This is a genomic window from Amycolatopsis sp. EV170708-02-1, from assembly GCF_022479115.1.
GTDB lineage: Bacteria > Actinomycetota > Actinomycetes > Mycobacteriales > Pseudonocardiaceae > Amycolatopsis.
Genome location: NZ_CP092497.1, coordinates 2,187,028 through 2,212,926, shown reverse-complemented (window position 1 = coordinate 2,212,926; position 25,899 = coordinate 2,187,028). Strand labels below are relative to the sequence as shown.

27 protein-coding genes and 2 pseudogenes are annotated in these 25,899 nt (G+C 70.0%); 18 read left to right on the top strand and 11 right to left on the bottom strand.

What is annotated here, in order from left to right; genetic code table 11:
• Positions 1 to 30: 30 nt before the first annotated feature.
• The 7 genes from MJQ72_RS10185 to MJQ72_RS10155 all read left to right on the top strand — a co-directional run bounded on the left by MJQ72_RS10185 (position 31) and on the right by MJQ72_RS10155 (position 7,717).
• Positions 31 to 1,194, top strand: coding sequence for an FAD-binding oxidoreductase (locus MJQ72_RS10185; protein WP_240598881.1), 1,164 nt, complete (start codon positions 31 to 33; stop codon positions 1,192 to 1,194).
• Positions 1,191 to 1,499, top strand: a complete 309-nt coding sequence (locus MJQ72_RS10180) for a (2Fe-2S)-binding protein (RefSeq protein ID WP_240598879.1) — start codon at positions 1,191 to 1,193, stop codon at positions 1,497 to 1,499. The genes MJQ72_RS10185 and MJQ72_RS10180 overlap by 4 nt, the downstream gene beginning before the upstream one ends.
• Positions 1,496 to 2,857 carry an NAD(P)/FAD-dependent oxidoreductase gene (locus tag MJQ72_RS10175; protein ID WP_240598878.1) on the top strand — a complete coding sequence of 454 codons (1,362 nt, stop codon included), beginning with the start codon at positions 1,496 to 1,498 and terminating at the stop codon, positions 2,855 to 2,857. The genes MJQ72_RS10180 and MJQ72_RS10175 overlap by 4 nt, the downstream gene beginning before the upstream one ends.
• Positions 2,854 to 3,765, top strand: coding sequence for a dihydrodipicolinate synthase family protein (locus MJQ72_RS10170; protein WP_240598876.1), 912 nt, complete (start codon positions 2,854 to 2,856; stop codon positions 3,763 to 3,765). Before MJQ72_RS10175 ends, MJQ72_RS10170 begins: the two co-directional genes overlap by 4 nt.
• Positions 3,766 to 4,767 carry a proline racemase family protein gene (locus MJQ72_RS10165; RefSeq protein ID WP_240598875.1) on the top strand — a complete coding sequence of 334 codons (1,002 nt, stop codon included), beginning with the start codon at positions 3,766 to 3,768 and terminating at the stop codon, positions 4,765 to 4,767.
• Positions 4,768 to 4,907: 140 nt separating this feature from the next.
• Positions 4,908 to 6,350 carry an amino acid permease gene (locus tag MJQ72_RS10160; protein ID WP_240598873.1) on the top strand — a complete coding sequence of 481 codons (1,443 nt, stop codon included), beginning with the start codon at positions 4,908 to 4,910 and terminating at the stop codon, positions 6,348 to 6,350.
• Positions 6,347 to 7,717, top strand: coding sequence for an aldehyde dehydrogenase (NADP(+)) (locus tag MJQ72_RS10155; protein ID WP_240598867.1), 1,371 nt, complete (start codon positions 6,347 to 6,349; stop codon positions 7,715 to 7,717). Before MJQ72_RS10160 ends, MJQ72_RS10155 begins: the two co-directional genes overlap by 4 nt.
• A gap of 460 nt (positions 7,718 to 8,177) precedes the next feature.
• Here the strand turns inward: MJQ72_RS10155 and MJQ72_RS10150 are convergent, their stop codons facing one another.
• Genes MJQ72_RS10150 through MJQ72_RS10140 form a run of 3 tightly spaced genes read right to left on the bottom strand, consistent with a single transcriptional unit; the run spans position 8,178 to position 11,217 of the window.
• Positions 8,178 to 9,392 carry an amidohydrolase family protein gene (locus MJQ72_RS10150; RefSeq protein ID WP_240598866.1) on the bottom strand — a complete coding sequence of 405 codons (1,215 nt, stop codon included), beginning with the start codon at positions 9,390 to 9,392 and terminating at the stop codon, positions 8,178 to 8,180.
• Positions 9,389 to 9,829 carry a GAF domain-containing protein gene (locus MJQ72_RS10145; RefSeq protein ID WP_038514261.1) on the bottom strand — a complete coding sequence of 147 codons (441 nt, stop codon included), beginning with the start codon at positions 9,827 to 9,829 and terminating at the stop codon, positions 9,389 to 9,391. The genes MJQ72_RS10150 and MJQ72_RS10145 overlap by 4 nt, the downstream gene beginning before the upstream one ends.
• Complete coding sequence (locus MJQ72_RS10140; protein ID WP_037337101.1) at positions 9,826 to 11,217, bottom strand: MFS transporter; 1,392 nt, start codon at positions 11,215 to 11,217, stop codon at positions 9,826 to 9,828. The genes MJQ72_RS10145 and MJQ72_RS10140 overlap by 4 nt, the downstream gene beginning before the upstream one ends.
• A gap of 145 nt (positions 11,218 to 11,362) precedes the next feature.
• Between MJQ72_RS10140 and MJQ72_RS10135 the strand changes: the two genes are divergently transcribed.
• The 6 genes from MJQ72_RS10135 (at position 11,363) to MJQ72_RS10110 (ending at position 14,575) form a co-directional block, all read left to right on the top strand.
• Complete coding sequence (locus MJQ72_RS10135; protein ID WP_240598864.1) at positions 11,363 to 12,289, top strand: MurR/RpiR family transcriptional regulator; 927 nt, start codon at positions 11,363 to 11,365, stop codon at positions 12,287 to 12,289.
• A gap of 77 nt (positions 12,290 to 12,366) precedes the next feature.
• Positions 12,367 to 12,531 (top strand): hypothetical protein, encoded by a 165-nt coding sequence (locus MJQ72_RS10130; protein WP_240598862.1) that lies wholly within the window; start codon positions 12,367 to 12,369, stop codon positions 12,529 to 12,531.
• Positions 12,532 to 12,626: 95 nt separating this feature from the next.
• Positions 12,627 to 12,932, top strand: a complete 306-nt coding sequence (locus tag MJQ72_RS10125; RefSeq protein ID WP_240598858.1) for a hypothetical protein — start codon at positions 12,627 to 12,629, stop codon at positions 12,930 to 12,932.
• The gene (locus tag MJQ72_RS10120) at positions 12,925 to 13,629 is read left to right on the top strand and encodes a VanZ family protein (RefSeq protein WP_240598857.1); all 705 of its coding nucleotides are present in this window, start codon (positions 12,925 to 12,927) and stop codon (positions 13,627 to 13,629) included. The genes MJQ72_RS10125 and MJQ72_RS10120 overlap by 8 nt, the downstream gene beginning before the upstream one ends.
• On the top strand, positions 13,575 to 14,045 hold the full coding sequence (locus MJQ72_RS10115; protein ID WP_240598856.1) for an RDD family protein: 471 nt from the start codon (positions 13,575 to 13,577) through the stop codon (positions 14,043 to 14,045). Before MJQ72_RS10120 ends, MJQ72_RS10115 begins: the two co-directional genes overlap by 55 nt.
• Positions 14,046 to 14,149: 104 nt before the next feature.
• A complete protein-coding gene (locus tag MJQ72_RS10110; RefSeq protein WP_240598854.1) occupies positions 14,150 to 14,575 on the top strand; it encodes a hypothetical protein in 426 nt (141 codons plus the stop codon).
• Here the strand turns inward: MJQ72_RS10110 and MJQ72_RS10105 are convergent.
• The 4 genes from MJQ72_RS10105 to MJQ72_RS10090 all read right to left on the bottom strand — a co-directional run bounded on the left by MJQ72_RS10105 (position 14,548) and on the right by MJQ72_RS10090 (position 18,294).
• Entirely contained in the window at positions 14,548 to 15,636 is a 1,089-nt protein-coding gene (locus MJQ72_RS10105; RefSeq protein ID WP_240598853.1) for a S1 family peptidase, read from the bottom strand. The genes MJQ72_RS10110 and MJQ72_RS10105 overlap by 28 nt on opposite strands.
• Positions 15,637 to 15,945: 309 nt before the next feature.
• Entirely contained in the window at positions 15,946 to 16,851 is a 906-nt protein-coding gene (locus tag MJQ72_RS10100) for a M56 family metallopeptidase (protein WP_240598851.1), read from the bottom strand.
• On the bottom strand, positions 16,848 to 17,210 hold the full coding sequence (locus MJQ72_RS10095; RefSeq protein WP_034306262.1) for a BlaI/MecI/CopY family transcriptional regulator: 363 nt from the start codon (positions 17,208 to 17,210) through the stop codon (positions 16,848 to 16,850). Before MJQ72_RS10095 ends, MJQ72_RS10100 begins: the two co-directional genes overlap by 4 nt.
• Before the next feature lie 37 nt (positions 17,211 to 17,247).
• A complete protein-coding gene (locus MJQ72_RS10090) occupies positions 17,248 to 18,294 on the bottom strand; it encodes a C40 family peptidase (RefSeq protein WP_240598850.1) in 1,047 nt (348 codons plus the stop codon).
• 517 nt (positions 18,295 to 18,811) lie between these two features.
• On the opposite strand from MJQ72_RS10090, the gene MJQ72_RS10085 reads away from it, so the two are divergent.
• Together MJQ72_RS10085 and MJQ72_RS10080 are read left to right on the top strand one after the other, a co-directional pair.
• On the top strand, positions 18,812 to 19,861 hold the full coding sequence (locus MJQ72_RS10085) for a PLP-dependent cysteine synthase family protein (RefSeq protein ID WP_240598848.1): 1,050 nt from the start codon (positions 18,812 to 18,814) through the stop codon (positions 19,859 to 19,861).
• A pseudogene (locus MJQ72_RS10080) lies at positions 19,858 to 21,089 on the top strand (MDR family MFS transporter). The gene MJQ72_RS10085 and the pseudogene MJQ72_RS10080 overlap by 4 nt, the downstream one beginning before the upstream one ends.
• Here the strand turns inward: MJQ72_RS10080 and MJQ72_RS10075 are convergent.
• The 3 genes and pseudogenes from MJQ72_RS10075 to MJQ72_RS10065 form a co-directional block, all read right to left on the bottom strand.
• A pseudogene (locus MJQ72_RS10075) lies at positions 21,068 to 21,633 on the bottom strand (vitamin K epoxide reductase family protein). The pseudogenes MJQ72_RS10080 and MJQ72_RS10075 overlap by 22 nt on opposite strands.
• Positions 21,630 to 22,298, bottom strand: a complete 669-nt coding sequence (locus MJQ72_RS10070; protein WP_240598844.1) for a thioredoxin domain-containing protein — start codon at positions 22,296 to 22,298, stop codon at positions 21,630 to 21,632. The pseudogene MJQ72_RS10075 and the gene MJQ72_RS10070 overlap by 4 nt, the downstream one beginning before the upstream one ends.
• 56 nt (positions 22,299 to 22,354) lie before the next feature.
• Entirely contained in the window at positions 22,355 to 22,723 is a 369-nt protein-coding gene (locus tag MJQ72_RS10065; protein ID WP_240598842.1) for a hypothetical protein, read from the bottom strand.
• A 118-nt stretch (positions 22,724 to 22,841) separates the two neighbouring features.
• Here MJQ72_RS10065 and MJQ72_RS10060 point away from each other — a divergent pair, with 118 nt between their 5' ends.
• The 3 genes from MJQ72_RS10060 (at position 22,842) to MJQ72_RS10050 (ending at position 25,248) form a co-directional block, all read left to right on the top strand.
• Positions 22,842 to 23,195, top strand: a complete 354-nt coding sequence (locus MJQ72_RS10060) for a VOC family protein (protein WP_240598840.1) — start codon at positions 22,842 to 22,844, stop codon at positions 23,193 to 23,195.
• 104 nt (positions 23,196 to 23,299) lie between these two features.
• Entirely contained in the window at positions 23,300 to 24,103 is an 804-nt protein-coding gene (locus tag MJQ72_RS10055) for an endonuclease/exonuclease/phosphatase family protein (RefSeq protein WP_240598838.1), read from the top strand.
• Complete coding sequence (locus tag MJQ72_RS10050; RefSeq protein WP_240598837.1) at positions 24,100 to 25,248, top strand: family 43 glycosylhydrolase; 1,149 nt, start codon at positions 24,100 to 24,102, stop codon at positions 25,246 to 25,248. Before MJQ72_RS10055 ends, MJQ72_RS10050 begins: the two co-directional genes overlap by 4 nt.
• A gap of 37 nt (positions 25,249 to 25,285) precedes the next feature.
• Here MJQ72_RS10050 and MJQ72_RS10045 read toward each other — a convergent pair whose 3' ends face one another.
• Positions 25,286 to 25,897, bottom strand: a complete 612-nt coding sequence (locus MJQ72_RS10045) for a VOC family protein (protein ID WP_240598836.1) — start codon at positions 25,895 to 25,897, stop codon at positions 25,286 to 25,288.
• Positions 25,898 to 25,899: the final 2 nt, after the last annotated feature.

Genomic DNA, 25,899 nt, shown 5'->3' with positions numbered 1-25,899 from the left:
TCGTTCGCTTTACCGAACGCTGGAGGGTCGATGAACCGAACGCGTGTGGTCGTCCTCGGCGCGGGGATCGTCGGCGCAGCGTGTGCCCGTGAGCTGACGCTGGCGGGATTCGACGTCGTGGTCGTGGATCGCGGCCGTCCCGCCGGCGGGACCACGTCGCACGGCGAGGGCAACATCCTGGTCTCCGACAAGGGGCCTGGTGCGGAACTCGAACTCGCGAAGCTGTCGACCGCGTTGTGGCCCCAGGTGGTCGCCGAGATCGCCGACGAGGACGCGCGTGCCGCTTCGTCGATCGAGTACGACCCCAAGGGCGGCATCGTCGTCGCCACCACGGACGACGGCGCCCGGGGCCTCACCGCGTTCGCCGCCTCGCAAACCGGGGTACGCGCGGAACCGTTGTCCCACAAGGAACTCGCCGAAGCCGAGCCCGCGCTGACCCGCGACGTGACCGCCGCGTTCCACTACCCGGAGGACGCGCAGGTCCAGCCCGCGGGCGCGGCATTGGCCCTGCTGGGCTCCGCGCTGCGTCATGGCGCCAGGCTGCGCTCCGACACCGAGGTCGTCGGCGCGACCGTCCACAACGGACGGATCACCGGCGTCCGCGTGCCCGGCGAGGTGATCGAAGCCGACGTCGTCGTGAACGCCGCGGGCCCGTGGGCCGGTCAGGTGTCGGCGCGCCTCGGTGCCCCGATCGCCGTCCGTCCCCGCCGCGGTGAGGTACTGGTGACCACGCCGATGCCGGGAGTCGTCCGGCACAAGGTCTACGACGCCGATTACGTCGGCGCGGTCGGCGCCGATTCGGGCGAGTTGCAGACCTCCGCCGTCGTCGAGTCGACCTGGGGCGGCACCGTGCTCATCGGCTCGTCACGCCGCCGGGTGGAGTTCGACGACACGATCCGCCCCGAAGTGCTGAGCGCCATCGCGGTCAAGGCGCTGCGGCTGTTCCCGTCGCTCGCCGACGTCGCGATCATGCGCGCGTACGGCGGCTTCCGGCCCTACGTCGACGATCACCTCCCTGTGCTCGGCGAGGATCCGCGGCTGGGAAATCTCTGGCACGCCACCGGGCACGAGGGCGCGGGCATCGGGTTGAGCGTCGGCACCGCGCGCCTGCTGCGCGAACTGCTCACCGGAACCGAACCCGCGATGCCGGTGGAAGAGTTCACCGTGGACCGTGGGGCTGTGGTGGCGGCATGAGCGGATGGCTGCAGCCGCGTGATCGTGATCCGGTGGGCCGGACCGACCGGCCGATCCGGATCACCGTCGACGGCGAACCCGTGACCGGGATAGCGGGCCAGAGCGTGGCGGGAATCCTGCTCGCCGCGGGCCGGACCTCCTGGCGGACCACGCGTTCCGGGGCACCGCGCGGCGTGTTCTGCGGTATCGGCGCGTGTTTCGACTGCCTGCTCACGGTCAACGACGTGCCCGACGTCCGTGCGTGCCGGCGTCCGGCCGCCGACGGGGACGAAGTCCGCACCCAGTCACGGGAGGAGACCGCGTGAACGTGGTGATCGTCGGCGCCGGACCCGCCGGGCTCGCGGCGGCCGAGCACGCGTTGCGAGCAGGCGCCCAGGTCACGGTGCTGGACCAGGCGGAGACCCCCGGCGGCCAGTACCACCGGATGCTTCCCGAGGCGTACGCGGCGAAACGCCCGGACCGGATCCAGCATGGCCGCGCGGAATTCGACCGGCGCCGCCGGGTGCTCGCGCATCCGCGATGCCGGTGGTGGCCGGGCTCGACCGTCTGGGCGTTCGACCGGGCGGAGAAGCGGGTGCACATCCTGCGGGGACCGTCCGACGGTTCCGGACGGCGGCGGCTGACCCTCGTCCCGGACGCGCTGATCCTGGCGACCGGTGCGCACGACCGCACCCTGCCGTTCCCCGGCTGGGAACTGCCCGGCGTGTACACCGCCGGCGCGGCACAGGCGCTGGCGAAAGGGGAGCGGGTCGCGATCGGCGGGCGGGTCCTGGTCGCCGGTGCCGGGCCGTTCCTGTTGCCGGTGGCGGAATCCTTGCTGGGCGTCGGGGCCGAGGTGGTCGCGGTACTGGAGGCGAACCCGGTCTCGACCGTCCGAAAAGGATGGTCGTCCCGGCCGTGGAGACTCGCCGCCCATGCGGGAAAGGCGGGCGAACTGGCGCGGTACGCCGCGACGCTGGCCAGGCACCGGGTCCCGTACCTGACGGGCCGCGCGGTGGTCGAGGCCCGCGGCGCGGACCGCGTCCGCGAGGTCGTGACCGCGCAGGTCCGCGCGGACTGGTCCGTCGTCCCCGGGACCGAGCGCCCCTACGAGGTCGACGCGGTCTGCGTCGGCCACGGTTTCAGCCCGCAGCCGGAACTGGCCGTCGCCGCGGGCTGCGTCCTGGACGACGGTTTCGTCCGGGTCGACGCCGCCCAACGGACCACGGTGGACGGTGTCTTCGCCGCGGGCGAGATCACCGGGATCGGCGGCGCGGTCACCGCCGCGGCCGAAGGCGCGGTGGCCGGCCGCGTCGCCGCCGGTGGAAAGCCGGGCCCGGCACTGATCCGTGCCCGCGACCGGGCCCGCGCGTTCGCCGGACGTCTCGCGGCCGCCCATCCGATCGGCACCGCCTGGCGAAGCTGGCTGCGCGACGACACGATCGTCTGCCGCTGCGAGGAAACCACATACGGCGAACTGACGCGTGCGGCCGAGGACGACTCCCGTCCCGGCGCGCACGCACTGAAACTCGGCACCCGGGCCGGTCTCGGCCCGTGCCAGGGCCGGATCTGCGGCCCGACCGTGTCCGAACTCTGCGGCGGAGCCGAACGGCACCACCGCCCGATCGCCCAGCCGATCCGGCTGGGCGAACTCGCCGCCCGAACCGAAGGAGAACCTGAATGAGCACCCCCGACCTCGGTGGCGTCGTCGTCGCGACCGCTCTCCCGTACCGGGCGGACCCGTCGGCCCCCGCCGGGCTGGCCGTGGACTACGACGCCTACGCCGCGCACTGCCGGTGGCTGGTCGACAACGGCTGCCGGGGAGTCGGCCCGAACGGCTCCCTCGGCGAATACTCGTCGCTGACCGACGAGGAGCGCCGCCGCGTCGCCCGCACCGCGATCGAAACCGTCGGCGAGGACGGGATCGTCGTCGTCGGTGTGCACGGCCCCGGCTCGCACCAGGCCAAGTACTGGGCCGAGGTCGCCGCCGAGGACGGCGCCGGCGGCCTGCTGTGCCTGCCGCCCACGATGTACCGCGCGAACCGCGGCGAGGTGCTCGCGCATTTCGAGGCGGTGGCCTCGGTCGGGCTGCCGGTGATGGTCTACAACAACCCCATCGACACCAAGGTCGACCTCACCCCCGCCCTGCTCGCCGAGATCGCGCAGATCGACAACGTGGTCGCGGTCAAGGAGTTCTCCGGCGACGTCCGGCGGGTGCTGGAGATCCGCGAGCAGGCACCGGGCCTGGACGTGATCAGCGGCGCGGACGACGTCGTGCTGGAGAGCCTGCTGATGGGCGCGACAGGCTGGTTCGCCGGGTTCCCCAACGTGTTCCCCGCCGAGTCGGTGCGCCTGTTCGACCTGGCGCGGTCGGGCAAGCTCGACGAGGCCAGGGCGCTCTACGAACCGCTGGTGGCCGCGTTCCGCTGGGACTCGCGCACCGAGTTCGTCCAGGCGATCAAACTCGGCATGGACCTCGTCGGCCGCTATGGCGGGCCGTGCCGTCCGCCGAGGGGTCCGCTGACCGAGGAACATCGCGAGCAGGTCACCGCGGACATGCGCCGCGCGCTCGCCTCGCTGGGGGTGGAGTAGGTGCGGTCGATCCGGTCGGTCACCGCCGTCGACTCGCATACCGAGGGGATGCCGACCCGGGTGGTGACCGGCGGGGTCGGCGTCATCCCCGGCGACACGATGGCCGAACGCCGCCGGTACTTCATGGAGCACATGGACCATCTGCGGCAGTTCCTGATGAACGAGCCGCGGGGGCACTCGGCGATGAGCGGCGCGATCCTGCAGCCGCCGACCAGGGCGGACGCCGACTGGGGCGTGGTGTACATCGAGGTGTCCGGCTGCCTGCCGATGTGCGGGCACGGCACCATCGGCGTCGCGACCGTGCTGGTGGAGACCGGCATGGTCGAGGTGACCGAACCGAAGACCGTGGTCCGGCTGGACACCCCGGCCGGGCTCGTGCACGCCGAGGTCGAGGTCTCCGACGGCCGCGCGGTCCGCGTCAAGCTGCGCAACGTCGCGTCGTTCCTCGCGGAGCGGGACGCCGTCGTCGAGGTGCCGGGCCTGGGTGAGGTGCGGTACGACCTGGCTTACGGCGGCAACTTCTACGCCATCCTCGAACTGTCCCAAGTGGACATCCCGTTCGAGCGGGCGGAGAAGGACCGGATCCTCGCCGCCGGGCTGGACATCATGGCGGCGATCAACGAGCAGCGCCCGCCGAAACATCCGGCCGACCCGCTGATCGGCGGCTGTAAGCACGTCCAGTTCCTCGCCCCTGGTTCGGACGCCAGGGCGTCACGGAACGCGATGGCGATCCATCCGGGCTGGTTCGACCGGTCGCCCTGCGGCACCGGCACTTCGGCCAGGATGGCCCAGCTCCACGCCCGGGGCGAACTCCCGCTGCACACGCCGTTCGAGAACAGTTCGTTCATCGGCACCACCTTCACCGGCGAGCTGGTCGCCGAGACCACCGTCGGCGGCGTCCCCGCCGTCGTGCCGGAGTTCTCCGGGCGGGCCTGGATCACCGGCAACGCCACCTATCTGCTGGACCCGGACGACCCCTTCCCCGCGGGGTTCGTCCTCTGACGGGGCTGAAGGACGCTTTCCCCGCATAGGACGCAGGTAAAGCGTCCTTCACCGCGTGGCATGCGGCGAAAGCGTCCTTCAGCCCGTCCTTCCCCCACCGCCGACCCGGCCCGCCCCGCGCGGTCCGGAAGGGATTTGTCATGCCCGAATCAACGACGATCCGGCCCCGGCCCAAGCTTTTCTCGCGCTCCGGGCTCTTCCGGCGAAAGTCCTTCGAAGGTCCCGAAGAGGCCGGGCCCGGTGGGCTGCCCCGCACAATGGGCCTCTGGCAGCTGGTCTCGCTCAGCCTCGGCGGCCTGGTCGGCGCCGGTGTCTTCTCGCTGGCCGGCGTGGTCGCGAACCAGCAGGCCGGACCCGGCGTGATGATCTCGTTCCTGATCGCGATCATCGCCAGCTCGGCGGCGGCCCTGTGCTACGCGGAATTCGCCGGGCTCATCCCGCGTGCCGGATCCGCGTACACGTATTCCTACGCGGCGCTGGGGGAGATCGCGGGCTGGCTGATCGGCTGGGATCTGCTGCTGGAGTACACCGCGATCGTCGCGGTGGTGGCGATCGCGGTGTCCGGCTACCTGTCCTACGTCGTGGAGCAGGTCGGCCTGGACCTGCCGTCGTGGATGCTCGGGGCGCCGGGAACCGGGCCGGGGCACCGCGTCGACCTGTTCGCCGCGCTGCTGTGCCTGCTGCTGGCGTTCGTCCTTTCCCGTGGCAGCAAGCAATCCGCCAGGTTCGAGACGGCGCTGGTGGTGATCAAGCTGGCGATCGTCGCGCTGGTGGTGGTCGCCGGCGCGTTCCACATCTCGGCGGGGAACTTCAGCCCGTTCCTGCCCTACGGCATCGGCGGCGCGGTCGCGGGCGCGGCGACGACGTTCTTCGCGGTGTACGGCTACGACGCGATGACGGCCGCCGCGGAGGAAAGCGTGGAGGCGAAACGGTTGCTGCCCAAGGCGATCATCGTGTCGCTCGCCATCGCGGCGGTGATCTACCTGCTGGTGTCCATCGTGCTGGTCGGCATGCAACGCTACGACCAGATCGACGTGCACAGCCCGTTTTCGAGCGCGCTGGCCGCGGTCGGCCTGGCCGGGCTGGGCACGGTCGTCGCGGTGGGCGGCATCCTCGGAATCACCACGTCGGCGTTCGCGAACATGCTGGCGGTGTCGCGGATCTGGTTCGCGATGAGCCGGGACGGCCTGCTGCCGCGGTACTTCGCCCGCACCCACCCTCGGCGGCGGGTGCCGACACGGGTGATCTGGCCGGTCGGGATCGGCTCCGCGGTCATCGCGGGCTTCCTGCCCATCAAGGAGGCCGCGGATCTGACGAACATCGGGATCCTGGCCGCGTTCATCGTCGTGTCGATCGCCGTGGTGGTGCTGCGGCGCACCCGGCCGGATCTGCCGCGGTCGTTCCGCACCCCGTGGGTCCCGTTCGTGCCGCTGGCCGGGGTGGCGTTCGCGGTGTGGCTGATCGCGAACCTGGACGCCCTGACGTGGCTGCGGTTCGCGGCCTGGATGGTGCTCGGCCTGGTGGTGTACGCCGTGTTCGGATTCCGGAACTCGGCGGAGAACCCGGAGAGGAAGGAAGCATGAAGCAGATCGAGAGGGCGGCGGAGGTCGCAGGCGCGTGGGCCGCGGTGTCGCCGGCGACACGGGCGGAGGTGATCACCGGCGTCGCCGACGCGCTGGACGCGGCCGGGCCGTCCCTGATCGAGATCGCCGACGCGGAGACCAGGCTGGGGACCGCGCGGCTGACCGGCGAACTGGCCAGGACGACGTTCCAGCTGCGGCTGCTCGCGTCCGGGAGCGGCTCGCACTACGACGTCCGGATCGACCGGGCCGACCCGTCGTGGCCGCCCGGCCCGCGTCCGGGGCTGCGTCGCTACCGGACCGCGGTCGGGCCGGTGCTGGTGTTCGCCGCGAGCAATTTCCCGTTCGCGTTCAGCGTGGCGGGCGGAGACACGGCGTCGGCGTGGGCGGCCGGGTGCCCGGTGGTGGTCAAGGCGCATCCCGGGCATCCGGAGCTGTCCCGTCGCACGGCGGCGATCGTCGGCGAGGCGCTCGGTCGATGGAGCGCGATTCTCGGCCTTGTCGAAGGAGAAGCCGCCGGCGTCGAGGCGCTGCGTCACCCGGCTATCGCGGCCGCCGCCTTCACCGGGTCAGTGAAGGGCGGGCTGGCACTGGCGCGGATCGCGGCCGAGCGGCCGGTCCCGATCCCGTTCCACGGCGAGCTGGGCAGCGTCAACCCGGTGATCGTCCTGCCCGGCGCCGCGCGGGAGCGGGCCGACGAACTGGCGGCGGGCTACGCCGGTTCGCTGACGCTGGGCAACGGCCAGTTCTGCACGAACCCGGGCCTCGTGTTCGCGCCTGCCTCCGGTCCGTTCGTGGACCTCGTCGCCGAGCGGTTGCGCGGGATCCCGGACGCGCCGTTCCTGAACGACCGGATCGAGTCCGGGTTCCTCGACGGCGCGCGACGGATGGCCGGTATCCAGGGAATGCGTGAGGTCGTCCCGGGCCCCGGAGCCCGGCTGCTCGAAATCGACCTGGCCGACTTCGTGCCCGATGTGGCCGAAGAGTGCTTCGGTCCGCTGGGCGTCGTCGTGCGGTATTCGCGGCTTTCGGACGTCCTGCCGGTGCTTTCCGCGTTGCCCGGCCAGCTCACGACGACGCTGCACGCCTTGCCCGAAGAAGCCTCCGAGGTCGAGGCGCTGCGCCCGGTACTGGCCGACCGAAGCGGGCGGATCCTGTGGGGCGGCTGGCCGACCGGGGTCGCGGTGACCGCCGCGATGCAGCACGGCGGACCGTTCCCGGCGACGACGTCACCGGCGTCGACCTCGGTCGGGACGGCGGCGGTGGAACGCTTCCTGCGTCCGGTGTCCTACCAGGACTGGCCGTCTGAGCTGCTGCCGGAACCGCTGCGGGACGACAACCCGTGGGACGTTCCGCAGCGCTTCTCCTGACTCGCGTGAAGTCCGTGAGGGCCTCCTTGCCTACCCTGAAGGTAGGGAAGGAGGCCCTCACGGACTACGGGATCGCCACCGCAGCACCAGCAGTCACAGCAGTCGCAGCGGCGGCGCGTGAAGGCACCCTTCCCTCGGGCTCAGCCGAGGAAACTCGACCTTCACAGCTTGCCGAGTACATGAAGGACCCCTTCACTGCGCTAGACGCAAGGAAGGGGTCCTTCATGTACTCAGGCGGGTAAGGCACAGGCACGGCCCGAAGCTTGATCAACGGAGGATCGGGGACACTCAACGTCCCCGATCCTCCGTTGATCAAGCTCGTGCGACCCCGCCACCTCCCGGCTCGCGGCCGAGTGGGGAGGATTTCGGACGTTCAACGTCCGAAATCCTCCCCGACACGACCCCGAGGGCATCAAGACAAAACGGAATCCCGTGGGTGGGCGATACCGGTCCCCGGCATTCAGGCGGAGACCACCGTCCCGCCCTGCACGACGTACCGGAACTTCTCCGGCTCGGCGAGGACGCCGATGTCCTCCAGCGGGTCCCGCTCGACGACCAGCAGGTCCGCGTGCGCGCCCGGCGCGAGTGTGCCGATCTCGCCGGTCAGGTTCAGCAGGTCCGCCGCCGTCGACGTCGCGGAGCGGATCACCTCCAGCGCGGACTGCACCTCTCCGCGCAACCGGAACTCGTGGTTCTGGTGCCGGTGCATCCCGCCGAGGAGATCGCTGCCGTACACCAGTTTCACCCCGCCCCCGGCCGCCTTCTCGAGTGCGGCCATGCCCGCGCCGAGGACGTCGTCGACCTTGCGCCAGCTGGATTCCGGCAGCCCGTGCTCGCGCCCCTCCTCCTTCAGCGCCCAGTACGTCACCAGGGTCGGCACGAGGTACGCGTCGTGCCGGAGGAACAGTTCGACACTGCGGTCGTCGATGAGGTTGCCGTGTTCGATCGACCGGACGCCCAGCTCCAGCGCGCGGTTCACCGCGCGGGCGGTGTAGGCGTGCGCGGCGACGTAACGGTTGGCCGCCTCCGCCTCCTCGACGATGGCGCGCAGTTCCTCGCCGGAGTACTGCGTCGAGTCGATCCGGTCGGTGGGGGAGGCGACGCCGCCGGAGGCCATCACCTTGATGTGGTGCGCTCCCTTGCGCAGTTCGTCGCGCGCCGCAGCGCGGACCGCGTCGACGCCGTCGGCGACCCGGCCGAGACCGGCGCAGCACGGGTGGTCTTCGCTGGTGTTCGCACCGCGCGTCCGGCTGTCGCCGTGCCCGCCGGTCTGGCTCAGCGCGCGGCCGCAGAACAGCAGACGCGGCCCGCGGAACAAACCTTCGGCCTGCGCGTCGGCGAGACCGTAGTCGGCGCCGGAAGCGTCACGGACGGTCGTGAAGCCACGGTCCAGCATCCGGCTCATGGTGCGGGCACTGTGCGCGGCCACGTAGGACGGTGACGACGCGGGCAGCGACCCCAGATCCGCGGTCGACGCGGTGACGTGCACATGGGCGTCGACGAGCCCAGGCAGCACGAACGCCCCGCGCAGGTCCTCGGTCCGCGCGTCGCCCGCGGTGAGACCGGCGCCGATTTCGACGATCCGGCCGTCGGCGCACCGCAGGTCGCCCTCGGTGTATTCGCCGGTGACCGGGTCGAGCAGGCGGGCGTCGCGCAGCAGCAGCGATCCGTTCATCGGGTCTCCTCCAGGAGTTCGCGCAGGGCCGGGACCGCCAACGGTGCCAGAGATCGCGCCACCGCGACGGAATCGTCGTCGTAGTGGCCTTCCGCGTCGAGGAGGTTGAGGACGCCGAGGGTGCGGCCGTCGTCCACCACCGGCACGTTGATCACCGCGCCGCAACCGAGGCTGTCGATGAGTTCGTGGTCGGCGAAGATCTCTCGCACCGCAGCGCTGTCCGGGCCGAAGTACGGCTCCTGGCCAGTGATGCACCGCTCCAGCCAGCCGGCGGCGACCTCGACGGTCTTCTCACCGCCGACGGGGTATTCGACGGGGTGGCTGCTGTGCACCCGCCGCAGGGCTCGCCGCTCGGGCACCCAGGCCAGCACGGTGAACAGCCGTACGCCGATCGTGGCTCGGGTCTTGTCCTCCACAGTGGACAGCGACACGGTCACTTCGTCATCTCCTTAGCGGTTTTCACGGGCGCGCCGTGTTCGGTCAGTTCTTCCAGGGACCGGCCGGCGGTGGACAGGCCGAACACGACCACGCACACCACCCCGGCCGCCAGGACGGCGGTGGTGAGGCCGAAGACGCCCGCGAAGCCCAGGCTCGCGGCGGACAGGCCGATGATCGTCGGCGCCAGGATGCTGCCGACCCGGCCGAACGCGCTGGACAGCCCGGTGCCGCTGGCGCGGATCCAGGTCGGGAACACCTCGGGAGTGTAGGAGTACACGCCGGCGTACGTGCCGTTGAGGAAGAACGACAGCACCGCGCCGGCGAGGGTGATCGACCACGGCGCGTCCATCTGACTGAGCCAGAACGCGCTCACCGCCGAGCCCGCGAGGTACAACGCGATGGTGTGCTTGCGGTCGAGCCGTTCCGAAAGCCACGCGGCGGAGAAGTACCCGGGGATCTGCGCCAGATAGATGATGATCGAGAACTCGAAGCTCTTGGTCACCGTGATGCCGCGCTCGACGAGCAGGGTCGGGATCCAGGAGAAGAAGCCGTAGTAGGAGAACGTGATCACGAACCACACGGTCCAGATCACCGCGGTGCGGCGGGCCATCGCCGGGCTCCACAGGAACTTCAACGCGCTGAGGAGGTTGACCTTGGGAGTCTCCGTCGCGGGCTGGGCATCGGCCTCGGCGACAGCCGGAAGTGCTTGCCCTGTCGCCTTTTCGACGTCCCGCTCCAGCTTCGAGACGATCTTCTCCGCCTCGGCATGACGTCCGTTCGCGACCAGGAACCTCGGTGATTCCGGCAGCGAGCGGCGCCACCACAGCAGCATGACGATCGGCAGCGCGGTGATCAGCTGCGCGACCCGCCAGCCCTCCGGCACTGTCGGGACGACGAACCGCCCGATCAGCGCGGCCATGACGAATCCGAACGAGAAGAACCCGGCCAGCGCGCCGACGAACCAACCGCGTCGTTTGGCGGGGACGAATTCCGACAGGAACGGCGCGATGATCGCGCTTTCGGCGCCCGCGCCCGCCCCGGCCAGCACCCGGGCACCCAGGAAGACCTCGTAGTTGGGGGAGAAGGCCGCGACCACCGAGAACACCGCGTAGAAGGCCAGTGCGTACATCATGACCTTCTTGCGGCCGATGCGGTCGCCCAGCAGCCCGGCGGCGATCGCGCCGAAGAGGAAGCCGAACGGCGTCGCCGAACCGATCAGGCCGAGCTGGCCGTTGTCGAGGCCCCAGGCGGCTTTCGCGCTCGGCAGGAGGAAGGCGACGACGGCGGAGTCCATGCCGTCGAAGGTGTAGCCGAGTCCGCCGATGAGCAGGAGTTTGTAGTGGGGACGGCTCAGCGGGAGCCGGTCCAGTCGTGCCAGAAGCGTCATGGGGAACGCCTTCCGTGGTTCGGGCGACGAGGAGGTGACGAGAGTTCGGACAACGTATACTGCGTTTCGGCAAAACTGCAATGGTTGTTGCAAGTGGTTCGACGGGCACGATGCGTTACCGTGGCGCGGTCGAGGGAGGGCGTGCGTGACAGAGACGGGAACCGACGACGGTTTCGAGGCGTGGCTGCGGGATCGGACACCGGAACGCGGCCTGCGGCCGAAGTCGGCCGCGGTGCTCGAAGTGCTGGTCTCGCAACCGCGCCGGGCGTCGTTCGGCTCGACGGCGGAGCTCGCCCAGCTCGCCGGGGTCAACGTCGCCACCGTCACCCGGACGGCGCAGGCGCTCGGGTTCGCCGGATGGCCCGCGCTGCAACAGGAGTTGCGCGCGCGGTACATGTCGTCGCTGAGCGCGCCGCAGGTGGCCGAGGAACACCGGGACGTCGATTCCCCGGGGTCGGCGTCGTTGCGCCGGGACCTCGACAGCCTCGCCCTGCTGAACCGGCGGTTCGCCGAGGACGAGATCCGCCAGGTCGCCGAAGCGGTCGCTGGGGCGCGCCGCACGGTCGTCATCGCCGACGGCAGTTACGCCGCGGTCGGGATCGCGTTCGCGCACAACGCCCGGCTCGCCGGATACGACGTCCACGCGATCACCGCGGGCGACGCCGAGCTCGCCAACGCCACGGCGAAGCTCTCTTCCGAAGACGTGCTCATCGCGATCAGTTTCTGGCGCCTGTACGAAAGCACCGTGCTCGCGGCGAACGAGGCGAAGGCCAGGGGAGCGCGTGCCTTCGCGATCACCGACGCGGCGAGCTCCGCGCTGGCGGGCGCTGTCGAGCAGGTGCTGATGGTGCCGGCCGAGGGCGTGACCTTCTTCCCGTCGCTGACCGCCGGGATGAGCCTGGTGCAGGCGATCGTCGCGCAACTCGCCGCCGTCGACCCGGCCCGCACCGGTGAGTCGATCGAGGCGGCCGAGGCCATGTGGTCGCGGTTCGACCTCCTGCACCGCCGCCCGGGGTCGGCCGATCGGACAGTGCCGAAAAGGCCGACCGGTGGAGGCGTCTCCGCCGGATGACCGATCCGCCGCCCCTGCCGGGAGGTGATCCTGGTTCCAGGCCGCCGGAACAGGCGGCACGGGATCGAGGAGGCCGAATGACGATCATCGCGACCTTGGGTGCCTACGCCGGGCTCGCTCTGCTGGCGCTGATGGCGGCGACGCCGCTGCTGGTCGAACTCGACCAGCGTTTCCCGGTCACTCGCCGGGCGAAGGCGGCCGAACGGGAACGCCGGATGCCCGCCGGACTCGCGTCGGCGTGACGCAGAGCACAGATTCGCTCGTGAACTACCTCACGTGAGTGATTCGCGCTCCGCCAATTCGTAACTTTGTGTCGCGTTATGGAACGCTCTGTGACGTGACCGTGGATTTCTGCACCAACGCCCAGCCTTCCGACACCTTCGCGGAGTTCCGGAGGAACGTCGACGAACTGACCCAGGCGTTCATCGACGCCTGCCGTCAGGGCCGTACGCCGGGCGATGCTTCTCTCGACCTGCTGCAGCGGGTTCATCGCGAAGACCGCAACTGGGTCGTCGTCCACCTGACCTTCGCCATCGCGGCGCTCGCGCATCAGCGGACGCTGACGCCCGCCGACGCCGTCACCCGGCCAGGTGGTGTGACGGGTGCGCCGGAGCGCGCGTTGTTAGCTTCCGCGAGTGACTGATCCGACCGTTTCCGCGGTCATCGCGGTGTTCGCGGGTTTCGTGCTCGCGGGCTTCCTCGCCGTCCCGTACATCGCCGCGAGCTACCGGCGCCGCGGCGAACTCGGGCTCTGGCGGGTCCTGCTGGTGTTCGGCTTCCTGGTCTACGCCATGTCCCTGTGGACCTACACGCTGCTCCCCATCCCGGAGGCGACGACGTGCGCCGGGCACGCGGCCGGTCATCTGCAACTGCGCCCGCTCCAGTTCGTCGCCGACATCCGCCGTGAACAGACCGGCGCGGGCCTGCGGGCGTTCCTGTGCAATCCGGCCGTCCAGCAGGCGGTGTTCAACGTCGCCTTGTTCGTGCCGCTGGGGATGTTCGTACGGCACCTGTTCCGGCGGGGCTTCCTCACCACCATCGCCATCGGCTTCGTGGTCTCGCTGTTCATCGAAGCCACCCAGCTGACCGGGGTCTGGTTCCTGTTCGAGTGCCCGTACCGGCTCGCCGACGTCGACGATCTGCTGACCAACACGCTCGGCGCCGCCGTCGGTTTCGGGCTCGCGCCGTTGCTGCGGCTGCTTCCGGGGAACGAGCCGTCCGCGCCGGCCGGGACACCGCGGCCGGGACACCGCGGCCGGTCACCGCGCGCCGCCGCCTGCTCGGGATGGCGGTCGACGTGGTGTCCGTCGTCCTCCTCGGCACCACCGTCGGGATCGTGACGACGCTGCTCGTGGGCGAACCGGACACCGTGGTCACCGCGCTGATCGGCACCTTCCTGCCCGCGCTGCTCCTGCTGTTCGTGATCCCGGTCGCGGGAAACGGCGCCAGCTTCGGCCAGCGGGTCGTGTTGCTCCGCCCCGTCGGCCCGGACGGCGGGAAGCCCGCCCTGTGGCGGACGATCGTGCGATTCCTGACCGGGGCGGGCGGCTACTTCACGTTGCTCACCTTGGCATCGGTGGTCAACGGCGGTTTCGAGCCGCTCGCGAACCTGCTGTTCTTCGCCAGCGGCATCCTCGCGATCCGGCCCGAAGGTCACCAAGGACTTTCCGGCCTCATCGCCGGCCTGCGGATGGCCGATGTACGGGCGTTCGACGACCAGGATGTGCCCAGTCTCGTGAGTGGCAAGGATGGTTAGAACCGTCCTTGCCACTCACGAGGCTTGCCACCCGATCGGGTCGACCCTGCCGATCGCGCGAGTCATTCCGGCTGGCAGGAGGCGCGGGCCGGAACACTCGCCCGGTGGACGTGGAGTCGATGGACGACGTGGCCGATTGCCTGCTGTCGGTGGCCTGGAACATCTTCCCGTTGATGGGGAAACCTCCCGCGAGCCCGGGGAACCGGACGGAGGAGATCCGGACCCTGCTCGTCGACGCCTGCCACGACGCCGGGATGCGAGCCCGCGAACGGGCCGCGCACGGAACGGGAACCGACGAAGAACGCCGTCCCTTCCTGCGTCTCGCGGAGATCGGGACGGACGCGAACCTGCTGCTGGGCATGGTTTCGGGCACGCTGGTCGCCGATAGCGAGCGGATCCGCCGCCGCTGGGCCGAGATCGAGACGCTCGTCCTCGAGGCGGGGGAGCTCGCCGCATCGATCGAGGGGCGACCGGAGAACCGGCCGCCCCTCGCCGCGGGAGATCAGTCCTTTTCCAGCCTCAGGTCGTAGCGGTCGAGCACCTCCTTCACGGGCTGGAAGAAGGTGGTGCCGCCCTCGTCGCAGTCGCCGGAGCCACCCGAGGTCATCCCCTGTGCCTGCACCAGTTTCGAGCCGGACGAAGGGCGGCTGACGAACGAGCCGCCGGAGTCACCGGGTTCGGCGCAGGCGTCGGTCTGGGTGAGACCTCGCACGATGTTCCCGTTGCCGTAGTTCACCGTCTGGTCCAGCGCTTCCACCCGCCCGCAGTGCCAGTGGGTGGTGATCCCGGACCGGCAGACCCGGCCGCCGACGCCGACCACGTCGGCCCCCTCGATCCGCACGTCGGAACCGTCTTCGTAGCGGTCGACCCGGGGCGGGGTCGAGACGTCGGAATGCGTCACCTTCACCGTGCCGTAGTCGTTGCCGGGGAAGGACGACCTCGCGACCTTGCCGATCGTGCCACCGGCGCCGCGGACGGTGCCGCCGAGTTCGGTGCAGTGGCCCGCGGTGATCACGTAATGATCGTCATCGTCGTAGGCGTTGAACCCGACCGAGCAAGCGCCACCGCTGAAGTACAGACCCTGCCCGCCGACCACGCTCCACAACGGCCGCGGTGCGCTCGTCACGTGCTCCACCCGGACCGGTACGCCGGCGGAGGCAGCCCACGCCCGGCCCGCGGGATCGCCGCCCACCACGCTCACCACGACCTCGTTCGCGGGCACGTCGACGTACCAGCCGGCGACCGAGCCGGGCAGCCCCGCGGTTCTGCTGTCCAATGTGGACTGGATCTTCTTCAATTCGGCGGCGCTGTGCCGGAGTACCTTCGGAATCGCGCCGGCGGCGCGGATCCTGTCCGACTGGCCGGCGTCGGTGGTGCCGACGACGAGTTCGCCGGTCGCGGCGTCCAGCCAGGTTCCGGCGAACGCGGCGCCGAGCGAAGTGCCGAGCTTCTGCTGTGCGGCGGCCACAGTGGCCGGTCCGGCCGCTTCGTTCAGGACCGACGTCGCCGCCGATGCCGGGGCCGCGAAGGCGGTGACGGCCGCGGCGGCGCCGATCAGGACGGTCAGTGTGCGCAGGGGGCGTCGGATCACGAAAACCTCCAGGGAATTCAGTGCGGGAAGTGTTCCCCATTCGACGTTACGACAAGGGGATACCGGGCGAATGCCGCCATTTGAGTAGCGCTGGGAATTCGCCTTTCCGGCGCAGTGGAATAGCGTCGCCTCACTCTTGTGAGTGGAAACTGCACGATTTGCCGTCCCCGATTCCCTGACCGGTGAACGACTGACAGCGACGTGCGTACGTCCATTCGGGAAAGGGGCGTTCATGGCCGGAAAACGCGGATCACCTGATGGTGTCCGTGCCGAACCCGTTCGTCCGCATCGGTGACGAACGCGTTTCTTTCACCAGCAGGAAATGAGGCCCGCCGTGAACATCAGGCCGACGGTGAGCACGGGCGGGGCGAACAGCGCCAGTGTTCCGCCCGCGACGGCCCGCACCAGTTCCGGGAATCGCGACGGCCCGCCCGGATGCCGCGCCAGCCAGCGCAGCCGGAGCGCGGTGTCACCGTCCGCCGCGTGGATCGACAACAGGGCCGAGCGCACGGTCTCCGGTCCGTGCCCGGCCGCGGCCGCCCGGTCGGCGGCCAGTTCGACGAGCAGCCGGACCGCGCCGGGGAGTTCGCGCATGAGCGGGACGAACCGCAACGTGCGGCCGAGTGTTTCGGCGCAGCCGGCCAGGAAGTGATGCCTGCCGCGAAGATGAGCGCGTTCGTGGGCCAGCACCGCGGCCAGTTCGCGGGATGACAGCCGTCCGGCAAGGCCGTGGCTGGCGACGATCAGGCCGTCGCGGCCGCCGAGGCTGTAGGCGATCGGACGGTCGTCGGGCAGCCACAGGGTCGGCCCGGGGCGTGCGCCGGACAGCCGGAGCACGTCGAGATGGCGCCGGTGCAGCAGCGAGCTGCGTTTCCGTCGCCGGGCGGTGGACAGCGCGAGCCGGGCCGCCGCGATCGCGAGCGCGGTGGCGGCGAAGGTCCCGGCGGCCGGATCCAGGCCCGGGAGGCCGCTGTGCCCGACGGCCGCCCAGCATTTGTGGAGGATCCGGGTGATGGCCCCGGCGGGACCGTGGTCCGGCAGGACGAGGAGCAGGACGGCGCCGAGCGTGCCGGCGAGGACGCCCGCCGCGGTCAGCAGCCACCACGCGAGCGCCGTGCCGGGGCTGATCCCGCCGGCGGTCAGCCTGCCCAGCAGCCGGGGTGAGAACCAGCCGGTCACCACCACGCCGAACAGGAGCACCGCCGCCAGGATCATCGTTTCCCGGGCTTCCGCCGCAAGGCCCGCCGCAGGATGTCCGACTCCTCTTCGGTGACCGAGCGCGCGAAATGCAGAAGCACGGACTCCCGGTCCTCCGAGGCGTCGAGGAGTTCGCGGAGGCTTTGCGCGGTGGCCTCTTCGCGGGTCGCCACGGCGCGGTAGCGGTACGCGCGATTCTCCATTTCGCGTTCGACCCATTCCTTGCGGTGCAGGTTGTCGAGCACCGTCATCACCGTGGTGTAGGCGAGATCGCGATCCCGGTTGATCGCCTCGAGGACCTGGCGCACCCGCAAGGGTTCCGCCGCGTCCCAGAGCACGTCCATCACCGACGCTTCGAGCTCGCCCAGCCGTTGCATGACACCTCCGCCGGGAAGGATACTGTGCCGCCCCCGCTCAGCCGACGACGCGCCGCGCGCCCATCAAATGCCCGTCGCCCTTGACCGAACGGACGTCGACGAGCTGGCCCTCGGTCGGCGCGTCGACCATCTTGCCGCTGCCGACGTACATGCCGACGTGGTGGATGGCGCCGGGATTGCCGGTGCCGTCGTCGTAGAAGACGAGGTCGCCGGGGACGAGCGCGTCCAGCGGCACGGCCTTCCCCACGGTGTACTGCTGACGGCTGGTGCGCGGAAGGGAGATGCCCGCCTGCTTGTACGCCCACGACGTCAGGCCGGAACAGTCGAATTCGCCCGGCCCGGTGGCGCCCCATTCGTACTGTGAGCCCCGTTTGGACAGCGCCGCCTGCAACGCGTCGTTCGCGGCGCCGGGCGGGCCGAGATAGGAGCCCTTGTCCCGGACCTTGCCGAGTTTCGCCTTGTCCGCGGCCGGTAGCGCGCCGAGTGCCTGCCGCACCTTGGTGATCTGGTCGTCGAGGTCCTTCTTGCGGGTGCGGACCTGCTCCAGCGCCACCGTCGCGTCGTTCGCCGCGAGCTGGGCGGTTTCCCGCGCGTCCGCCGCCGTGGCGCGTGCCGCCTGGGCCTTCCCGAGCGCGTCACGCAGGCCGTTCAGCGCCTTGGCCTTCTCGTCGGCCAGCACGGACAGCGCCGAGGAACGGTCGAGGAACTCCTGCCTGCTGCCGCTGTCGAGCAGCAGGACGGCGTTGCCGAGCCGCTCGCCGCTCATCGCGGATCGCGCGATCGCCTCGACCTGTGGCCGGAAGCGCTCGATCGCCGACTGGGCCTGCGTGAGGTCGCCGTCGGCCCGGCCGAGGGCCGCCGACGCCTGGTCGCGCTCGGTCTCGCGCGTTTTCAGCCGGTCTTGGGATTCCTGCAGGTCCTCGTCGGCCTTGGCCGCTTGGGCGCCGAGTTCCTGATAGCGCCGCATCGGATCCTGGCCGTCCGGCGCCGGTTGCGCGCTCGCAGGGAGCGCGCCGAAGCCGAGGAGCATGAGGGCGGCGGTGGCGGCGAGGGGATGCCGCGGCGAGCGCCGATATGAGGTCACGGGTGCCGAATCTCCTGTCGCGCAGGGTGCAACTATCGCGCTTAGTAGTACGGGGACGGTTGTGAGCGCGCGGTGAAGTCCTACTAAGACGGCTAGTACTAGGTCTCATGGGAGATTTGCTACGGTGGGAACCGTGAGTGTCTCTTCGGCTACTCTTCGTCGACTCGTGGTGGTATTGCTGCTGCTGGTCGTGGCGGGGTCGGGAACCGCCGTCTGCCTCGACGGGCACGTCGAGGCAGACGCCACGTCGGCTTCGCATGACTGCCCGCCGCGCGAGGGACACGCGCACCCCAGCTCGCTCTCCGCCCTCGCCGTGCGAAGCGAGGAATCTCCTTCCACGCCGGATCTTCCATCTCCAGTGCCGCGTGCGCTTTCGCCTGTGCCGCAAGAGAAAACGCGTCTGCTTTCCGCCGGCTGGAGCGGGCACCGGACACTCGTCGAGCTGTGCGTTTCGCGGACGTGACGGACCTCGCGCCGTCGTTGTCCTGCCCGCACCGCACAGAAAGACGAATCCTCGATGAACGCTGTCCTGCCCCGGCACGCGGCCCTGGCCGTCGGCAACACGCCCGTGCTCTGGATCGACGAACGACTCACCGGCTCCGGTAAGGGTTTCTGGGCCAAACTGGAGGGTTTCAACCCCGGCGGCATGAAGGACCGCCCCGCGCTGCACATGGTGGGAGCGGCCAAGGCACGCGGCGACCTTGCCGACGGCGCGACGATCGTCGAGTCGACCAGCGGGACGCTCGGGCTCGGCCTCGCGCTGGCCGGGATCGTCCACGGGCATCCGGTCACCCTCGTCACCGATCCCGGGATGGAACCGATCGTGCGGCGGATGCTCACCGCGCACGGCACCCGCGTCGACCTCGTCACCGAACCCCATCCGGTGGGCGGCTGGCAGCAGGCGCGCCGCGACCGGGTCCGGCGGGTGCTGGCGGAGCAGCCCGGTTCCTGGTGCCCCGACCAGTACCACAATCCGGACAACGTCGACGCGTACGCGGGCTTGGCCGAGGAACTGGCCGCGCAGCTGGGCCGGATCGACGTGCTGGTCTGCTCGGTCGGCACCGGCGGGCATTCGGCCGGGACCTTCCGGGCGCTGCGGCGGTATTCCCCGCAGCTGCGCCTGATCGGCGTGGACACCGTCGGCTCGACGATCTTCGGCCAGCCCGCCACCTCGCGGCTGATGCGCGGGCTCGGGTCGAGCATCCATCCGCGCAACGTCGACTACGACGCGTTCGAGGAGGTCCACTGGGTCGCCCCGGCCGAAGCGGTGTGGACCTGCCGCCGTCTCGCCGCCGCCCAGTACGCGACCGGCGGCTGGAGCGTCGGAGCGGTCGCTCTCGTGGCCGCCTGGCTGGCCCGCACGCACGATCCGGACGTGCGGATCGCCGCGATCTTCCCGGACGGGCCCCAGCGCTACTTCGACACCGTCTACAACGACGAGTACTGCGCGGCGCACGGGCTGCTCGACGTGGTCCCGGCCAGGGAACCGGACGTCATCGGACATCCCGGCGAACGCGTGGTGGAACGCTGGACCCGGTGCCGCACGATCGTGGATCCCGCGCTGTGACCGGGTTCGCCGGACGGTTCCGCTCGTTCGACCGGCCCAGCAAGGTGTTGATGGTCAACCAGTTCACCATCAACGTCGGCTTCTACATGCTGATGCCGTACCTGGCGGGCTACCTTTCGGGTCCGCTGGGGCTGGCGGGCTGGGCCGTCGGCCTGGTGCTGGGCGTCCGCAACTTCTCCCAGCAGGGCATGTTCCTCCTCGGAGGCACGCTGGCCGACCGGTTCGGCTACAAACCGCTCATCGTCGCCGGATGCGTGCTGAGGACGGCGGGGTTCGCGTTGCTGAGCGTGACTTCGTCCTTGCCGTCGCTGATCGTCGCGTCCGCCGCCACCGGATTCGCCGGGGCGTTGTTCAATCCGGCGGTCCGCGCCTATCTGGCCGCGGACGCGGGGAGCGGCGGCTCGAAGCCTTCTCGGTGTTCAACGTGTTCTACCAGGGCGGGATCCTCGCCGGGCCGGTGGTCGGGCTCGCGCTGACCGCCGTCGACTTCCGGCTGACCTGCCTGGTCGCCGCGGCGGTCTTCGGCGTCCTCACCGTGGTGCAGGTGCGGGCGCTGCCCGCGCACGAGAACGAACGGGACCGCTCCTCGGTCTGGTCGGACTGGCGGATCGTCGTGGCGAATCGGTCCTTCCTGCTCTTCGCGCTGGTGATGATCGGCTCGTACGTGTTGTCGTTCCAGACCTATCTGGCGCTTCCGATGGAGGCCCGCCGGATCACCGGATCGGAGACGTCGGCGACCGTGCTCATCGCCGGGCTGTTCGTGATCTCGGGCGGCCTCGCGATCGCCGGGCAGCTCAGGATCACCGCCTGGTTCAAGGACCGGTGGCCGCCCGGCACGTGCCTGGCCGCGGGCATGACGTTCATGGCCGCGGCCTTCCTCGCGCCGCTGACCGTCGCCAGGGCGGGCCCGGTCGTCGCGGGAGCCGGGTTGCTCGTCTCCGCGGCCCTGCTGGCGGTGGGGACGGTCGTCGTCTTCCCGTTCGAAATGGACACCGTCGTGCGGCTTTCCGGCGACCGGCTCGTCGCCACACATTACGGCTTCTACAACACGATCGTCGGCGTGGGCATCCTCCTCGGCAACCTGTTCACCGGCACCGTCTTCGACCTCGCACGCCGGGCGGGCTTCCCGGAGTTCCCGTGGCTCGCCCTGACGGTGATCGGCGCCGTCTGCGCCTGGGGACTGCGTGGTCTCGACCGGAGCCGTCTTCAGACGAGCGTCGTCCAGTAACTCCAGAAGGCCTGCAGGACCGCGACGGTGACGGCGGCGTACCAGACCACGAGCACCACGCTGTGGTATCGGAGCGCCGCCTTCACCTCCGGTCCTTTGTGGAGGTTGTGCAGGGTCGTGTACCAGAAGACGGCGATGGTGACCGCCCATACGACCATGCAGTAGGGGCACAGCGCACCGATGACGTACAGGCTCTGGACCATCAGCCAGTGCACGAACACGACGCCGAGCGCCGAGCCGATCTGGAGGCCCAGCCAGTACCACCGGGGAGCCGTGCTCCGCCGAGCAGGGCGACCCCGGTCGTGACGACCACGCCGAAGCCGGCGATCCCCAACAACGGATTGGGGAAGCCGAACAAGTCCGCCTGCGGTGTCTTCATGATCGAGCCGCAGCTGAGGACCGGGTTGATACTGCAGGTCGGGATGTAGGAGAAGTCCTTGAGCAGCTTGATCTTCTCGACGGTGAGGACGAAGGAGGCCAGCAGCCCGATCGACCCGCCGACGAGCAGCACCCACGGCGTCACCCGGACGGCGAACGGCTTCATTTCGCCAGTTCCCGGTCGATGACGGCCTTGAGGCCCTGATAGGACGGGGCTCCCGCGAACTTCACGCCGTTGACGAAGAACGTCGGCGTGCCCTCGACGCCGATGTTCGCGCCGTCGTTGCGGTCGGCCAGCACCCGGCCGAGCGTGACCTTGTCGTCCAGCGCGGTCTCGAAGGCCTTCAGGTCGAGGCCCAGCTGTCGCGCGAAGCCGAGGAAGGTTTCGCGGTGGGAGACCTGCTGGTCGCCCCACTCCGGCTGCTTCTCGAACATCAGGCGGTACATCGGTTCGAGCTTGCCCTGCTTACCGGCGGCTTCCACGGCTCGGGCGGCGAGTTCGGCGTTCTGGTGACTGGGGATGGGGAAGTAGCGCAGGACGAAGGTGACCCGGTCGCCGTACTCGGCGCGGAGCCGTTCGACGCCGGGGAACGCCGCGCCGCACGCCTCGCATTCGAGGTCGAGGAACTCCACGACGGTCACCTTGCTGCCCGGAGGGTCGGAGAGCCGATGGCTGTCCGGCCGGACGAGGATCGACGCGGGTACCAACGGCGGTGCGTCCGCCTGCGCGGCCGGGGTGTCTTCACCCAGGTTGGTGAAGACGAGTAGCGCGGCCACCACCGCGATCACGACGGCCACGACCGTCAGGGAAACCTTGGTGTTCTTGGTCATTCTGTTGTGTCCTCGGCTCGGTTCCGGCAACTGAAAACGGCATGGGGCTTCGCCGATCAGGTACGGGAAACGCAGAGCCGGACGAGCGGCGGAGTGCTGGTCGAACACTTCGCCGGCGAGGACGGCGGCACGCCCGCCGTGCGGGGCCGATGGTGCCGGACGAGCAGGAAGAGCACGGCAAGCAGCGCCACGCCGATACCTGTGAGGTCGTCGAGGTGGTTGTCCGTGACGGGCTGCTCCGCCGGGCTGAGCCTGGAGGTCGCCGGCTCGCATTCGTCGACCGGGCCCGGGGTGTGCGTCGCCTCGGCGGCGAACAGGGGAGCGCAAGGCGAACCGGCAGCCGCGGCGCCGTCACTGCACAGCGCGCCCTGCAGCAGGGCGACGGCGGTGAGCACGGACAACACGGCGAAAAGCCGCGCGGTCATCCTCACTGTCCTTCTGCCGGTCACGGGAGCAGGGTAGAGGTGACCTTGTAAAGCCGAGGCGAACTCGGACAAAACGGCCTACAGTGGTCGGCGATCCCGAGTGGAAGGACGCTGTGCCGTGCCGAGGTTCAAGGATGTCTACGCCGTGCTGCCGGTCTCGGACCATGCCGCGGCGGTCGCCTGGTACGAACGGTGGATCGGGCGGCGGCCCGACACCGAACCCATGGAAGGCGTCGCGGAATGGCGCATCGCCGGCAGCGCCGGCATCCAGGTCGCCCACGACCCGGAACCCTCGGGTAAGAGCACCGTGGTCATCGTCGTCGAAGACATCGACGAGACCGTCGGCGACCTCGCGGAGCGTGGCGTGGAATGCGGCCCGATCCAGGACTTCGGCTTCGTCAAGCTGACGGAGATCGTGGATCCGGCGGGCAACAAGGTCACCTTCGTCTGGGAGAACCCTTCGCCGGAGTGACCGGGCCAATTCTTTCCGGAAAATGACGGCATCGCGCTTGCCGTTGCCCGTGGCGGGCCGCCGATGGTCCGATTCCCTCCGTCATCGACACTGGAGGGAATTCCATGAAACATTCGAGGCGCAAGGCTTTCGCGCTGGCACTGCTCGTTCCGCTCGCCTCACTCGTCGCGGTGCCCAGCGCCGAGGCCGCGACCGAGCGCACGATCAAGGTCGTCACCTACAACGTGGGCGACGCGGGCGGGCTCAAGGCCGACCTCGTCCGTCTCATCGAGACCGAGCGTCCCGCCGTCCTGGGACTGCAGGAGGTCGCCGACCGCGAGGACGTCGTGAGGGAGGCCGCGGCGGCGACGGGCTATGTCGCGATCTACGAGACGGACCGCCGCGCGATCAAGCACAACGCCATCCTGGTGCGCGGCAACATGACCGTCACCGGCCACGGTGCGGGCGAGATCTCACCCGCGTCCAAAGTGGACCCCTCCACACCCGGCACCGGCCCCGCCGAACCCGGTGACTGCGGCTGCTGGGTGCCGCCCAAGTACGTCAACTGGGTGCGGGTGGGAGGCGCGGGCTTCGAGTGGGTCGTCGGCGTCGTGCACCTGACCCCGTCCGCGCAGCGGTTCGCCCTCAACCGCGAACTGCACAACCTGCAGGTCCGCAATACCGCGGACTGGTTCTCGTCACGGGCGGCCGAACCGATCGTCCTGGGAGACTTCAACGCCGAACCGGGTTCGGACCTGATGGCCGGGTTGCGGCGCGTGGCCGACTCCTACAGCGCGCCGAGCCACGGCACCAGGTCCATCGACCACGTGTGGGCGAAGAAGGACTCGGCCGGGTCCGAGGTGGACGCCCTCGGCGGCTACGGGAGCGACCACCGTCCGGTGCGTGCCCGTGTGACGGTGACCCGATGATGCGGCGCGCCCTGATCGCAGTCCTGTGCGGCATCGGCCTCCTGACGGCCGCGCCGAGCGCCACGGCCGAAACCGGGCCCCGCGACGAGTCGCTGGACTTCCGGTTCCCGGCGGCGGATCTGATGCGGATACCGGAGACGAACACCTACATCGCGGTCGGCGCGAGCGTCGCGGGCAAGAAGCTGCCGTACACGAAGGTCGAGTTCAGTGGTGGGACCTTCCAGCGCCGGGGCGCCGTCGACGGAGACGCCTGGGACGGTGTCACGTTCCCCGCGGGCTATTGGGCGAGACCGGACTCTCCACTGTGGACACCGGCACTGTTCGCGCATCACGAGGACGGCCGTGTCGTCTACTACGTGTTCTACAGCGCGGCACTGCCCGGCCCCGAACCCGCAGGGCAGGCGAAACACTGCATCGGCTACGCGACCTCGTTGCGCCCCACGGGCGGGTTCGTCGCCAACGCCGATCCGCTGTTCTGCCCGGACCGCGGATGGGCGATCGATGCCGACGTGAGCAGGGGACAGGGCGAAGTCTGGCTGACCCTCCGCAACGGCGCTTGGACACAAGACCGAGTCACCGCATTGGGTGCCGCCAAACTGGACTTCGACCGTCCCCGTCACGTGCGGCGGATAGCGGAAGCCGACGCGAAGAAACTCATCGACAACGCGAATTTGGAGTGGACGCACCACAACAGTCCGGCAGACGACGTCCTCACGATCGAGAATCCCAACGCCGTCCGCATCGACGGTGAGTGGTACCTCTTCTACTCGGGGAACAACTGGTACGCGAACCGCTACTCGACCGGCGTCGCCTACTGCGGAACCGCGCTGACGGACAACCGGTGCACCCCGATGGCCGAACAGCGCGCGTACTTCTCCTACGCGCCCGACCCGGACGGCGAGCCTCGGTTCCGGCCGGGCCTGCCGGACGAGTTCCGCAAGAAGAACCTGCCGGGCAACAAACGGGGCCCCGGCGCGTTCAACGCCTTCCAGGCGCCCGATGGGTCGTGGTGGGCTTCGTGGAACTACATCACCGACGCGAGCTTGCTTCCGCACGAGGATCCGTCTCCGGAACGGCGGAGCCGGATCGCTCGGTTGACGAAAACCGGCAGCGGGGCTGCGGCGGAGTTCAGCGTGAGCTGGTGAGTGAAGCGGGTCTCCGCGGCCGCGGAGACCCGCTTCCTCAGCGGTTTGAGCGCAGCAGGATCTCACCCCGATCGGTCGCGATCCCCGCAGCCACGAGGCGTGGTTCACCGCCGGCCATCCGCAGCGGCACATCGAGCTCGCCCACCCACCGCCGCATGCCGGATTCGTCGCCGCCGACTTCCAGATACGTCACTCGGCCGGGCACGCAGTCGTGTGCTGCCTTGGCATAAGCGCTTCGCCATCCCGCGACGCGGTGGGCGCGAGCGATGTCGTATTCGATGAAGAACGGCCGTCCCTGTTCGACCTCGCCGAGCAAACGCCAGCGCCCGGTGTCTCCGCCGCCGCTCGACGGCTCGATCCCCGAACCCGCGGCGCGGGAGTCGAGATCGTCCGGCTCGATCGCCCAGGTGAACAGGCGGTCTCCCGCCGCTGTGACGGCAGCCAAACGCGCCGCGGCCTCACTTGCGGCGGGGTCGGTGGCGGTGACGAGTTCCAGGTACAGCGGTGGTTCGAGAGGAACCACCGCATTGGTGACACCAGGGACCGGCGAGCCGCCGGGCACGGTGCCCAGGCCCCACTCGCGACGGAACCGGTCCGCCGCCGCCTCAAGATCGCGTATCCCCAAAAGAACATGATCAAGGAAGTTCATCT